This window comes from Phenylobacterium sp. (assembly GCF_030697305.1).
GTDB lineage: Bacteria > Pseudomonadota > Alphaproteobacteria > Caulobacterales > Caulobacteraceae > Phenylobacterium.
This window is the reverse complement of record NZ_JAUYQL010000081.1, coordinates 30661-43177: the sequence shown is the minus strand read 5'-3', so window position 1 is coordinate 43177 and position 12517 is coordinate 30661. Positions and strand designations below refer to the sequence as shown.

Genomic DNA, 12517 nt, shown 5'->3' with positions numbered 1-12517 from the left:
ACCACCACAGCCGCCGCAAGCGGCAGCAGCGGCAGCCGGCGACGTGGGCGCCGCGCAGCCGGGCGCTGGGGAGCGAAGACCGGTTGCGCGGCCTCCGGTACAGACGCTGCGCGCTCAGATGGGATGGGCGCGAGGGCGGTCGGCCGAGCCGCCACAGAAGGCTCGAGCTCCCCCTGAGCGCGGGCTGCGACCGCTGACGGCTGAGGTTCCCGGGCGATCGGCGCCGGTTCAGCGAGTGGCGGAGACGCCGGCGCGGCGCGGATCGGGATCAACGAACCAGACAGGATTCCCCGGCCGCTCGGCCGCGCCGGCGCGGCGCGCTTTATCTCGCCTGGCGGCGGCGTTGCGGGCCGAGGCGGCGGCGGGCGGGAGGGCGACTGCGGCAGCGCGCCGATGCGGAACGGCGCCTGCCGCGCGCGGCCCCAGGGGCTGGCGCGTTCGAAGGGGTTGGAAGGCTCGTCCTCGCCTGCGGGCGGCATCGTCTGTTCTCCCGCCCTGGCCAGGCTCGATGCGCGACAACCTGGCCGCACACTTGGCCGGTTCTGTGACGGTGAATGGCCTCGCCGCGACCTGGCCCCGCCCGCCAGACGCAGCGCACAGATGGTCGATGAATTCCGACGTCGTAGGCGGACCGGCCTTGCTCGATGCGGCCGGCGCAACGATGGTCGCTTCGGCGACCGCGCGCGCGCAGGCCGGGGGTTTGATGCAACTGTTCGGTAGAGCGCAAGACCACGTGGTTGCGAAGGGCGAACAGGGGATCGCCCCCTTATCGAGGGTCCATCGGGCGACGATCCTGCTCTCGCTCGCGATCGCGCTGTTCATCGACTGCGCCTTCGTGACGGCGATCGTGAGGGACCTGCCCAAGCTGGAGGCTGATTTCACAGTGTTCTGGACCGCGGCGCGGATGCCGTTGAATGCGGTCTACGATGTCATCGCAATCACCAAGGCCCAGGCCTGGGCGGTCTCGGACCCAACCGTGCTGCGGCCCTTCCCCTACCCCCCCACATTCCTTTTGTTCCTGCAGCCGCTGCGGGCTGCGCCGCTCTTCCCCGCTTACCTGACCTGGATCGCCATCAGCGCGATCCTGTATTGCGTGGCGGCGCGGAGCCTTATCGGACGCGCCTGGCCGCTCGTTCTTGCGAGCCCGGCGACGGTCGTGGCGCTGCTGACGGGTCAGGTCACGCTAGTGATCGCCGCCGGACTCATCCTGGCGCTGATCTGGCTGGAATCCCGGCCGCGGCTCGCGGGAATGGTGTTCGGCCTGCTCGCGGCCGCGAAGCCGCAGATTCTCGTGATGGTCCCACTGGCCCTGCTGGCTGGTGGACACCTCAAGGCGCTGATCACGGCAGGTCTCGTCGGCCTCGGCCTCTGCCTCGTATCGCTTGCGGCGCATGGGCCGCAGACCTGGGTAAGCTGGTTCGCCGCGCTGGCGGGGTTTTCAGAGATCGTCGACAGCCGGCCCTGGATCGGGATCACGCCCAAGGCGATCGCGCGCTTGGCTGGCCTCGGGGAACCGGCGCAGGTCGGCGTCATGGCCGCTGGAGCCGCGCTTGGCGCTTGGCTGGTCGTCGCAGCTTTCAGACGCACCTCCGATCCTGTGGAACGCCTGCTGGCGCTGATGAGCGGCTACTACCTCGCGACCCCCTATGCGTTGATGTACGAACTGGCCCTGGTGCAGCCGGCGGCGGTCGCGCTGATGGTCGGGCGGTCATCGGCGCTGTCCCGCCTGGCCGGCGTCTTCGCCTTCACAGCCGTCGCCCGACCGCTGGCGGTCGTGATGCTCGTGATCTGCCGTCTGCCCCTCTGGTTTCGGCCAGCGGGCGCAACGGATCGCGCCAAGGCCGACTGAGATCACGCCGTGAGCCGTTCGATGGGGATCACTGGGAAGGGATCGCGCTGGCGGCGGGCAGATGTGGTGCCTGGGGGCGGATTCGAACCACCGACACGCGGATTTTCAATCCGCTGCTCTACCAACTGAGCTACCCAGGCGCACGCCGCCGCTTGCGGGAGCCGGGTCTATAGAAGAGCGCTTATTCGAAGTCCAGACGCCGCGCGCGCCTCAGGCTTCGTCTTCGTCGGAGGCGTCGTCCTCCTCCGACGCGGGTACTGCGTAGGCGCCGACCATCCAGCGTTGCAGGTCGACGTCGGCGCAGCGCTTGGAGCAGAACGGACGATACTCGGGCTCCACCGGCTTGCGGCAGATCGGACATTTTGCCTGGGTCATGCGGCGGCGACCTCGAAGCGCTCGCGGGCGAGTTTGGCGTCGGCCTCGATGGTGAAACGCGCGCCGACGATGCCGGCAAGCTTCGCGGCGAGCGAGCCTGCCGCCGTGGCCACATCGGGCGCTGCGCGCGCAGCGAGTCGTCCGCCAGGATTGGCGTGGGCTTCGGCCTCCAGTCGACGGATCAGCATCTGGGCGAGCGCGCGGTCTGTCAGCCCGCCATACTCGTCGCACAGGGCGTCACGCAGTGGCGGGGCGCGACGTGGAATGGTGAGCTCCAGGGTGCCGAAGCGGCTGATCGGGCCCAGAGCGACGCCGGGATTATCCGGCGCGAAAGCCAGGCGCGCGGCCGCCAGCAGCGCCGTACCATCGTGTCCGCGGCCGACGAGGTCGATGACCACCAGTCCGCCCAGGCCCTTCAGACGCAGCAGGCGGGCGGCTTCAGCGATGGCGACCAGATTGACCTGGCGGGTGACGCGCTTGGCGTCGGCGCCCTTGCGGTCGCCCAGATCGATGTCCAGCGCGGTGAGCGCACGGGTGGGCTCGATGGCCAGCACCCCGCCACCCGGCAGCGCATGCAAAGTCTGCAGCGCTTCGGCCTGGGCGGCGTCGGCCATGCGGCGCGCGTCGGCGCCGTCGACGATCCTTGCGTTCCGGACAAGGGCTGCAAGCTGTTCGCGAAGCGGCGGCGGCGGATCGAGGAGACGCGGCGCCCCCTGCCCTTCGCCCACCAGCCGCAGGACCGCGAGCTTTGCGTGGCGCGCCTCGCTGCGGATCTCGACCTCCAGGGACGAGCCTTCCACGGGCCGCTCGCCGGGCTTGAACGGCAGGATCGCTTCGGCGCCGTCACCAAGGTCGATGAAGGCCGCGCCGATCGAGGCGTCCACGCGTCGGGCGCGCCCGACCAGGCGTGCGCCCAGCGCCAGGCGAAGGTCTTCCTCGTCGCGGCGGATCAGCAGGCGTTCGGGCTTGCCGTCGAGCGTGACGACGCCGCGGGTCTCGCCGACGCCTGCATCCAGGTAGAGCCGCCGCTCGCTCATCGGAGGCGATATCCAAGGCCGCCCAGCAAAGCCTGGGTCTCATACAGCGGCAGGCCGACGACGGCGGAGTAGGAGCCATGCAGTTCGATGACGAAGGCGCCGGCGCGTCCCTGGATGGCGTAGCCGCCGGCCTTGCCGAAACCCTCGCCGCAGGCGACGTAGTCCTCGATCTCGCTGCCGCTGAGGCGTTTGACCTTCAGCCGCGATTCGACCAGGCGACTGGCGCCGCGCCCGTCGGGCGCCAGCACGGCAAGACCGGTCAGCACTCGGTGGCCGCGGCCGGAGAGCAACGCCAGGCAGGCGCGCCCCTGCTCGGCCGTCTCGACCTTGGGCAGCACGCGGCGCCCCACGGCCACCACCGTATCCGCGGCGATCACATAGGCGTCGGGATGCAGCTCCGCGACCCTGGCGGCCTTGGCGGCGGCCAGGCGTCCGGCGAGCAAACGCGGGGTTTCCTTGGGGAGCGGAGACTCGTCGATCTCGGCGGCCTCGACCGCATCGGGCGCGATCGCAATCTGCCGCAGCAGTTCAAGGCGCCGTGGGCTGGCTGAGGCCAGGACCAGGCGCTGCGTGGCCAAGTGGGACAAGGCGCCTGGCGACCTTCTAGCGGACGCGGAACGTGATGCGGCCCTTGGTGAGGTCGTAGGGCGTCATCTCGACCAGCACCTTGTCGCCGGCCGACACCCGGATCCGGTTCTTGCGCATCTTGCCGGCCGTGTGGGCGATAATCTCGTGATCGTTCTCAAGCTTCACGCGAAACGTCGCGTTGGGCAGGACTTCGCTGACCGTGCCCGGAAACTCCAACAGTTCTTCTTTCGCCATGCATTCTCCCAAATGGACGCACCTAACGCGAACGGCCCGCGTCCGGGAATCGGTCGCGAGCCGTGCAGATGTCAACGCATCATAGCCCAGGTCACCGCTCCGGGTCGATGGGGCGCCGCATCTTCACGGGTTGGGCGAACCGCTCAGCGATTCGCGTCGCCAGCGCGTCGCGCACCTCTCGGTATGCCGCGAGCCGGGACTCGCGCGTGCCGTCGGCCAGCGTCGGATCGAAAATCGGCCAATATTCGATCTGCACGGCGCGCCCGCGGGTGAGCTCGACGGCGTGATGCTGGGCCTCGGGGGTGAGCGAGATGACCAGATCGAACGAGTCGTCCTGCAACTGAGCGAACGACTTGGGATGATGGCGCGCCATGTTGCACCCAAGTTCGGCCATCACAGTCTCGACGAAAGGATCGATCACACCCTCGCCGCTCTCCTCCTTCAGCCCGCAGCTATCGACAAAGATCCTGTCGCCGGCGACGCGCCGCAGCAACGCCTCGGCCATGGGAGAGCGCACGCGGTTATAGTTGCAGGCGAACAGCACGGCGCCAGGGGTGGGGGAATTATCGTTCTGGCCCATGCCCCTCACCCGCGCCAATGCAGGGCGCAAATCAGGGTGAACAGACGCCGCGCAGTGTCGCGGTCGGTCTCGATCTTGCCGGCGAGCCGCGCACGCAGGATCTCGGACGCCTCGTCGTGCAGGCCCCGGCGCCCCATGTCGAGCGCCTCGATCTGCGAGGGCGTCGAGTTGCGGATCGCCTGGTAGTAGCTCTCGCAGATCAGGAAATAGTCGCGGATGCGGCTGCGCAGCGGCGACAGCGAAAGAATGTGGCGTCGCTCGTAGCCCGGGCCGCTGACGTCCAGGACCAGCCGGTTCTCCAGAACGCTCATACGCAGATCGTAGGGACCCTGTTGGGCCCCGTCAGGCTCGAACAGGTTGTCTTCGAGCAGGTCGAAGATGGCGATCTGGCGTTCCTGCTCCTGGTCGCGCGACGCGGCGGCGAGGGATTCCTCGTCGATCTCGACCTTCTGCAGCCGGTTGCTGTGGTTTCGCTCGCCCATGGCCTTCGACCGGTGCGGCAATCCTGCGCCGATTGCAAATGTTGCGTCGCGAGCGACGTCGCCTGACGTGGATCAAGCCCGCCGAATCGGCCGCCGAACGAATGGATGGCCGCACATCTCGTTAACTGAGTGCGTGAGACAATCCCTCAACGGTCGGTTGAAATCGACCCAGTGCGCTTTGTGAGGTGAGGCTCCGTGAGTCCCACGACCGAGACCACCGCCGACGACGCCGTCCGCGTCGACCCAATGGCCGCCAAGGCCGTGACGCGACTCATGTCGGCCGACGGCGAAGCCGCGATGGAGCAATTCGGCGATCCGGAGTTGCTGGCGCAGGGTAAGGTCAACATCATCGCCCTTGACGCGGTCTATGACCGCTTCGGGTCGAAGTGGGGCCTGCGCCGCGACCAGGTCTACGCCCACGCCGAGCGAACCTTGCAGCGCATGCTGGGCGCACGAGGATTTTACCTGCGGGTGTCGGAGACCGACTTCCTCATCTGTCAGCCCGAATTGAGCCGCTTCGGATGTCAGGCCGCCTGCCTGGTGGCGTTGCGCGAGATCCTCGGCCATTTCCTGGGTGAAGCGCACCTGGCGAATGGCTACGTCCATGAGGTCAACAAGATCTCATCGACCGGGGTCGAGGCAATAAAGATCAACCCGGCGCTGGCGGCGCGTGCCGCGGCCGAGGAAGCGCAAGCCGAGACGGCCGTACCTCCCGAACCTGCGTCTTTCGTGGAGGCTCCCGAGCCCGAGCCGAAGCCGCAGCCAGTGTTGCGCCGCATCCGCCGCACGATGGACCAGTGGTCTCCGTTCGTCGCCTCTGACGGGCGAGAACTGCGCGTATCGTGCACATTGGAGCCGGTATTCGAACTGAAGAACTACGCCCGCATCGGGTTTCGCCTGGCGCGCCGGGTGCTGGTGACCGGCAGCGACGAGGAGCTGCCTCCCGCGGCCATCGCGCTGCTGTCGCGGGCCGACCTACTGCGGATCGATCTGGCGACCATCGCGCGGGGCTTGGACCGACTGGACGCCGATGACGGGGCCAAGCTGCAGCCAAGCCTGATCATCCCGGTCTCGTATGTGAGCCTGTCCAGTCAGCGCGGGCGTGACGAGATCGCCAAGGCGTTCAAAGAGGCCAACGACTTCGTGCAGCGCGGCGTGATCTGTGAGATCTGCGACTTGGAAGGCGTGCCGCAAGTGGCGCTGCTCAGCGCCGTCTCGCTGATCCGGCCGTTTTCGCTGTTCGTGGTGGGAAGACTGAGCACGACCCCGCCGGCGCCGGGCGCGCTGTCGCAGCTCAAGGGGTGCGGCCTGCAGGCTCTGTCCGTGGAATGTCCGCCTCACATGGGCGAAGCGGAATTCCACGGCTGGTCAAAGGCGACCATCGACGCACTGAAACATGTGACCCGATCGGTGCTGGTCTATCGCACCGCATCAGCCAGGGACGCCGGCATGGTCGCGCTGTTGGGCGCAACGCACGCCAGCGTCCGGGCCGCCTAGTAGCGGTACGACGCGTAGCTATAGGCGCGTTCTGGCTGGACGTAGGCTCCGTGGACGTAACCGACGCCGACGCCGTTCTCACCAACCAGGATCCAGTCCGTCCCGCGCACCCGGGCCAGGGCCTGGAAACGTTCGCCAGCGCGAAGCTGGCCGACCCGCTGGGCGCCGGTCGTCGGCGCCGAGCGCAGATTCAGGTTGCTGCGGGCGACAAAGCCCCCGCCGTCACGCTCGAAGCTGGCTGGCGCGAGATTGGACGACAGCCGATAGCCGCGCGAGACGTAGGTGGCGTTCGCCGGCGCATAGCCGCCGTAGCCGTAAGCGCTGCGGACTTGATCCGTGCGCTGCATCTTGCAGCCGATCGCCGAACCGGCGGCTGCGCCCGCCACCGCGCCGATCGCCGTCCCCGTTCCACGGTCGTTCCTGGCCAGGTTGCTGCCGGCGACAGCGCCCAGCAGGGCCCCGATGACCGCGCCGCCCGTCTGCTTGGACCCCGGCGCATCGCAGCCGACCACCGGCTGGAGGTTGCCGCCGAAAGCCTGCGCCGACGCGGTGGAGCCTGCGTTGATCGCCAGGACGCCCGCGATCACCGCGACAGTCGCGCCACGGACCTGATTGACGGATTTGGAATTGTGCATGGACCTACTCCCGTCTGCATTTGCCTTGGGGCCTGAGCCCCGATGGTCTGCAAACTAGAGGTCGCCGCCTGAATGGGTCCGGAGGGTTGTAGTCAGCCGCCGTTCAGCTTCGCGGCGCGATCCGCCGACGGCCGGACGCGGAGAGTCCGGCGCAGAGATTCAGGCGCGGGCTTGAGCGGCTTGGCGGAATGAGACCAGACGGCGAGCGCCTTCATCCCACAGGGACAGGCGCGCATAGGCGAAGCTCTCCCAGAGGCCCACGCGGCTCACCGCGCGCAGCTCCGGGAAATCGTTCAGCACCTTCGGCAGCCGATAGAACGGAATGCGACTGGACAGGTGGTGGACGTGATGCACGCCGATGTTGGCGGTGAACCATCGTAGCACCGCAGGGAGGTCGTAATGCGAGCTCCCATGCAACGCTGCGTCATCGCGACGCCAGTCCGCGTTGCGGGCCCAGATCGCGCCTTCGAACTGGTGCTGGACGTAGAACAACCACACCCCGACGGTGGCGGCGAGCAGCATGGTGAGGACATTGACCATCAGCACCGGCGCCGGTCCGAACATCCAGATGAGTGCGCCCAGGCCTACGGCCGCCGCGGCGCCGTTGCCCAGCACGCTGGCCCAAGGTCGCCAGCCGCGGCGCATCATGCCGATCGGCAGTCGCTGCATCAGGAAGAACACGAACGCCGGCCCCAGGCCGAACATCACCAGCGGGTTGCGATACAGGCGGTAGCCCAGCCGGCGCGCCGGCGTCAGCGCGTGATATTCCTCGACAGTGAGCATCTCAATGGCGCCCAGGTCGCGCCGATCGAGGTTGCCGGACGTGGCGTGGTGGATCGCGTGGGTCTGGCGCCAATAGTCGTACGGGGTGAGCGTGAGCACGCCGATCACGCGGCCCAGCCAATCGTTGGCGCGCTTGTCCTGGAAGAACGAGCCATGTCCGCAATCGTGCTGGATCATGAACAGCCGCACCAAGAACGCCGCGGCCGGGAGCGTGAGCAGCAGCGCCGCCCACCACCAGCCCCGTTCATGCAGGGCCCAGGCCAGAGCCCAGAGCGCCGCCAGCGGCACGGCGGTGATCAACACCTCGATCACGCTGCGCGCAATGCTGGGCTCACGATAAGGCGCGAGCTTTCGACTCCATCCTTCTGAGGGTGTGGCTTGGGAGGTCACGGGATGCGTCCGCTCACTGTGGATGACGTCAACTACCTCTAAAGGTGGGCGGGTTCGAGGCGCATCGACGTCTACTGGTCGCCGCCATCGAAGCGTGCCTCGGCGCCCAGCCGAAGCGCGGCCGAGAGGGCGTGGGCCGGCAGCCCTTCTGCGGTCGCCAGCGCGACCGTGTGCGGCCCGAGCTCTGCGAAAGCGGCGGGGCCGCAGTTGACTATCGAGGTGCGCTTGAGGAAGTCATACATCGACAGGCCTGACGAGAATCTGGCTGCGCGGCTTGTTGGCAGTACGTGGTTGGAGCCCGCAACGTAGTCGCCCAAAGCTTCGGGCGTGTGACGGCCCAGGAAGATCGCGCCAGCGTGACGCACCCGGTCGGCCAATCGCTCCGGCGCATCCATCGCGAACTCGACGTGCTCGGGTGCGATACGATCGACGAGACCGGGAGCAGCGTCGAGCGGCGCGATGATCACTGCGCCATGGTCGCGCCACGACGCCGCGGCGTCTGCACCAGTAGCCAGCTTGCTGAGCTCAAGGTCGATGGCGGCCTCGACAGCGGCGGCGAAGGCCTCGCTGTCGGTGATCAGAATGGATTGGGCGCCGGGATCATGCTCGGCCTGCGACAGCAGATCGGCGGCGATCCAGCGCGGATCGTTAGCCGCATCGGCGACCACCACGATCTCGGAGGGTCCCGCCAGGGCGTCGATGCCGACGACGCCATAGACCTGGCGTTTGGCCGCGGTGACGAAGGCGTTGCCCGGCCCGACGATCTTATCGACTGGTCGGATGGGGCCCGCGCCGAACGCCAGCGCCGCGACCGCCTGTGCGCCGCCGACCCGCCAAATCTCAGAAATGCCAGCGTGCTGGGCGGCGGCGAGCACCGCCGGCTGCACCTTGCCCGGCGGCGTGACCATGGCGATGCGTCCGACCCCGGCCGCGACCGCGGGTATGGCGTTCATCAGGACGGTGGAGGGATAGGCTGCACGTCCGCCAGGGACATAGATTCCCACCGCGTCGAGCGGGGTCCAACGCCAGCCCATCGTGACGCCGGCCGCGTCGACGAAGCTGGCGTCGGCCGGCCGCTGGCGTTCATGATAGACGCGGATGCGCTGGGCGGCGAAGGCGATGGCTTCGACCACCGAAGGCTCGCACGCTGCGGCTCCCGCGGCGATCTCGTCGGAGCCGATGCGGATCGATCGCTCGTCCAGCTCGACGCGGTCGAATTCGCGCGCGTAGCGCAGCAGGGCCGCCAGTCCCTCGTTGCGGACTGCGGCCAGGACGCCGCGAACGATGTCGTCGACTTCCTGCGGCGCCTCCCGGCGCTCGTCCAGGAAGGCGGCGAAAGCCGGGTCGAAACCCGGATCGGAGATGCGGAAGCGGCGCATGGCGCGGTGTTTAGCGGGCCTGGCGCGCTAAGGCCATCAAGTCTCGTGAGCCGGTTCGCTGCGGGTTGGCCACGGCGTGGAAATGTCCGCCAGGATGGCGTCGACGCATTCGACCTCAGCGCGCAGGTCGCCGCCGCCGGCGAAGCTGATCACCACCGAGCCGCTCGGCGCATCGCCGACCTCGAAGTGCACGGAAAGCAGCTCCACGACCGCCTGCCTGGCGCCGCGGCGGATGCGGCGAGCCTGGAGCAGTGAAACGCCGCCGAGCTGCAACGCCGAGCGGACCCGCTCGCCGCCGCCGGATTCCCACCGATACCGATTGAAGACGATGGTCAGGCGGCGTTCGCGCGGCTCGTAGGCGATATCACCGACCTTGGCGACAGCGTCCTGAAGCGCCGCCGAGATCACCGCGAGATCGTCTTCGTCCATGGCGAGTAGACGCAGCGCCGCTGAATCTGGACCTGGCATGCAGATCAGTCCTCGGGTTCGCCGTCGCCGACGATGCGCCGCACCTGGGCGCCACACGCCCCGAGCTTTTCTTCCAGGCGCTCGAAGCCGCGGTCCAGATGATAGACGCGGTTGACCATGGTCTCGCCGCGCGCCGCCAGACCGGCGATCACCAGGCTCACCGAAGCCCGAAGATCGGTGGCCATCACGGGCGCCCCTTCGAGGGCGTCGACGCCCCGCACCCTCGCCTCCCCGCCCGACACCGTGATGTCGGCGCCGAGCCGGCGCAGTTCAGGGGCATGCATGAAGCGGTTCTCGAAGATCGTCTCCCGCACCACGCTCTCGCCGTCGGCTAGGGTCATGAGGGCCATGAACTGGGCCTGGAGGTCCGTCGCGAAACCCGGATAGGGGTCGGTTTCGATCTCCACGGCCCGCAGCCGCGCACCGTTGCGCTTTACGGTCACACCGTCGTTGTGGCGGGTCACCTCGGCGCCCGCCTCGGTCATCTTGTCGAGCAGCGCCTCGATGAGGTCTGCACGGGTGTTGGTGAGCCTGACCTCTCCCCCAGCCATAGCCGCGGCGAGCGCATAGGTGCCAGTTTCGATGCGATCGGGGATCACCGCATGGGAGGCTCCGCCCAGGCGGGCGACGCCCTTGATACGGATGCTGGGCGTACCAGCGCCCGAAATGCTCGCACCCATCTTGTTCAGGCAGTCGGCGAGATCGACGATCTCCGGTTCGCAGGCGGCGTTTTCTAGGACCGTCTCGCCCTCGGCGAGCACGGCGGCCAACAAGGCGTGTTCGGTGGCGCCGACAGACACGAATGGAAACGCGATAGTCGCGCCGCGAAGACCACGCGGCGCCTGGGCGTAAACGTAACCCTCGTGCAGGTCGATCTGTGCGCCCAAAGCCTCCAGCGCCTTCAGATGCAGATCAACGGGCCGCGCGCCGATGGTGCAGCCGCCGGGCAGCGATACCTTCGCCTGCCCCGTTCGCGCCAACAGAGGGCCGAGCACATTGAAGGATGCGCGCATCTGACGGACCAGGTCATAGGGCGCGATTGCGCTGACGATCTCTTTCGTCCGAAGCACTGTCTCGGGCCCATCGACGCCATCGCTCTCGACGAGATCAGCGCCCAGTCGTTGCAGAAGCCGCCCCAGGAAGCGGGTGTCGGCTAGCCGCGGCATATTCGTCAGCCGCAGCGGCTCGTCGGTCAAAAGGCTGGCGGCCATCAGCTTGATCGCGGAGTTCTTGGCGCCGCTGATCGGGATTTCCCCCTCCAGCCGAACGCCGCCGGTGATGGCGATACGGTCCAAATCAGTTCCTCGATCGACGATGTGGGCGCGGGCGGCGCGCGGATTCATCACCGCAGCGCATCGCAGTGTCCAGCGCCGGTCGCGATTTAGGCTTAGCCATGCGGATCACGAAGGCGTTTCGTCCGCCGGACGCCCGATTTTCGCCGCCGGCGGCCCACCGCCCACCTTGCGGCGGCGCAGATTCGCGCGCAGCGCCAGCGCCAGCTTCTCACGGCGCGGGTCGAGGCGGGTCTTCACAGTCGGAGGCTGACACTTCACCCGCACAGGCTTGCGACGGGCGGGCAATGGCGTCAAGCAACCACCCGCCGTCGATTTCGCTTCACGGCGCGGTCGGCTTTGGCTATAGCCCGCGCCTCGCCTTTTCGCCGCCGTAGCTCAGTGGTAGAGCGCATCCTTGGTAAGGCTGAGGTCGTGGGTTCGATTCCCCCCGGCGGCACCATGGCACCCTCGCGCGATATCGCGCGCAGGGCGGGCCTGGCGGGGCGAACTAGCTTCAATTCTCCTCCCTCCCCAGTGCGTCCTCCGACTGAGCCAGCGCCGTCGCTCGCGACATTGTGCGCAAGCGCTGCAACTGGCGACGCGCCAGGGGGTTGAGTCACCGAACGCCTTACAAGGCCACAGGAGGACTTAAGTCCCATGCCGACCCGCAGCTCAGACACCGATCGCTCTTTCACCCATGGCTCCAGCGCCTCTACCGCCGATATGGCCGTCGAAGGTAAGCCGAGCCTTGAGGATCGTCACATTCAGACGCCGCACGCTCGCAAGGCGGAGCCGCTGGCCGACGACGAGAAGCACGATCAGCTAGCGGACAAGGAAGCCGCGTCCGAAGATCGCCAGGAAGCCCTGCTCGACGAGGCGATCGAGGAAAGCTTCCCCGGCAGCGACCCCATAAGCCCCAGTCACATCACCTGAGCTTGGCGCAGGC

General features: G+C 68.0%; 14 protein-coding genes and 2 tRNA genes. 4 read left to right on the top strand and 12 right to left on the bottom strand.

Going from position 1 to position 12517, the window contains the following annotated elements; genetic code table 11:
* Positions 1-637 precede the first annotated feature (637 nt).
* Positions 638-1849: a glycosyltransferase family 87 protein gene (locus Q8R27_RS08985; RefSeq protein ID WP_305698697.1), complete on the top strand. Its 1212-nt coding sequence runs from the start codon at positions 638-640 to the stop codon at positions 1847-1849.
* A gap of 64 nt (positions 1850-1913) precedes the next feature.
* Here the strand turns inward: Q8R27_RS08985 and Q8R27_RS08980 are convergent.
* The 7 genes from Q8R27_RS08980 to Q8R27_RS08950 form a co-directional block, all read right to left on the bottom strand.
* Positions 1914-1989 (bottom strand) — tRNA-Phe (locus tag Q8R27_RS08980).
* A 70-nt stretch (positions 1990-2059) separates the two neighbouring features.
* Positions 2060-2224, bottom strand: coding sequence for a DNA gyrase inhibitor YacG (locus tag Q8R27_RS08975; protein ID WP_305698696.1), 165 nt, complete (start codon positions 2222-2224; stop codon positions 2060-2062).
* A complete protein-coding gene (locus Q8R27_RS08970; RefSeq protein WP_305698695.1) occupies positions 2221-3261 on the bottom strand; it encodes a ribonuclease E/G in 1041 nt (346 codons plus the stop codon). The genes Q8R27_RS08975 and Q8R27_RS08970 overlap by 4 nt, the downstream gene beginning before the upstream one ends.
* On the bottom strand, positions 3258-3839 hold the full coding sequence (locus Q8R27_RS08965; RefSeq protein WP_305698694.1) for a nucleoside triphosphate pyrophosphatase: 582 nt from the start codon (positions 3837-3839) through the stop codon (positions 3258-3260). Before Q8R27_RS08965 ends, Q8R27_RS08970 begins: the two co-directional genes overlap by 4 nt.
* A 25-nt stretch (positions 3840-3864) precedes the next feature.
* Entirely contained in the window at positions 3865-4083 is a 219-nt protein-coding gene (gene infA / locus Q8R27_RS08960) for a translation initiation factor IF-1 (RefSeq protein ID WP_111458197.1), read from the bottom strand.
* Positions 4084-4174: 91 nt separating this feature from the next.
* Positions 4175-4663 carry a low molecular weight phosphatase family protein gene (locus Q8R27_RS08955; protein WP_305698693.1) on the bottom strand — a complete coding sequence of 163 codons (489 nt, stop codon included), beginning with the start codon at positions 4661-4663 and terminating at the stop codon, positions 4175-4177.
* 5 nt (positions 4664-4668) lie between these two features.
* Positions 4669-5145 carry a UPF0262 family protein gene (locus Q8R27_RS08950; RefSeq protein ID WP_305698692.1) on the bottom strand — a complete coding sequence of 159 codons (477 nt, stop codon included), beginning with the start codon at positions 5143-5145 and terminating at the stop codon, positions 4669-4671.
* Positions 5146-5340: 195 nt separating this feature from the next.
* Here Q8R27_RS08950 and Q8R27_RS08945 point away from each other — a divergent pair, with 195 nt between their 5' ends.
* The gene (locus tag Q8R27_RS08945; RefSeq protein ID WP_305698691.1) at positions 5341-6642 is read left to right on the top strand and encodes a hypothetical protein; all 1302 of its coding nucleotides are present in this window, start codon (positions 5341-5343) and stop codon (positions 6640-6642) included.
* Here the strand turns inward: Q8R27_RS08945 and Q8R27_RS08940 are convergent.
* From Q8R27_RS08940 to murA, 5 genes are all read right to left on the bottom strand, one after another.
* Positions 6639-7277 (bottom strand): SH3 domain-containing protein, encoded by a 639-nt coding sequence (locus Q8R27_RS08940; protein ID WP_305698690.1) that lies wholly within the window; start codon positions 7275-7277, stop codon positions 6639-6641. The genes Q8R27_RS08945 and Q8R27_RS08940 overlap by 4 nt on opposite strands.
* A gap of 159 nt (positions 7278-7436) precedes the next feature.
* Positions 7437-8372 carry a fatty acid desaturase gene (locus tag Q8R27_RS08935; RefSeq protein ID WP_305698689.1) on the bottom strand — a complete coding sequence of 312 codons (936 nt, stop codon included), beginning with the start codon at positions 8370-8372 and terminating at the stop codon, positions 7437-7439.
* 149 nt (positions 8373-8521) lie between these two features.
* Entirely contained in the window at positions 8522-9829 is a 1308-nt protein-coding gene (gene hisD / locus Q8R27_RS08930) for a histidinol dehydrogenase (protein ID WP_305698688.1), read from the bottom strand.
* Between the two features lie 36 nt (positions 9830-9865).
* Positions 9866-10297 carry a DUF2948 family protein gene (locus Q8R27_RS08925; RefSeq protein ID WP_305698687.1) on the bottom strand — a complete coding sequence of 144 codons (432 nt, stop codon included), beginning with the start codon at positions 10295-10297 and terminating at the stop codon, positions 9866-9868.
* A 5-nt stretch (positions 10298-10302) separates the two neighbouring features.
* On the bottom strand, positions 10303-11592 hold the full coding sequence (gene murA, locus Q8R27_RS08920; RefSeq protein WP_305698686.1) for a UDP-N-acetylglucosamine 1-carboxyvinyltransferase: 1290 nt from the start codon (positions 11590-11592) through the stop codon (positions 10303-10305).
* Between the two features lie 364 nt (positions 11593-11956).
* Here murA and Q8R27_RS08915 point away from each other — a divergent pair.
* A tRNA-Thr gene (locus tag Q8R27_RS08915) sits at positions 11957-12031 on the top strand.
* Positions 12032-12228: 197 nt separating this feature from the next.
* Positions 12229-12504, top strand: coding sequence for a hypothetical protein (locus Q8R27_RS08910; protein WP_305595332.1), 276 nt, complete (start codon positions 12229-12231; stop codon positions 12502-12504).
* Positions 12505-12517: the final 13 nt, after the last annotated feature.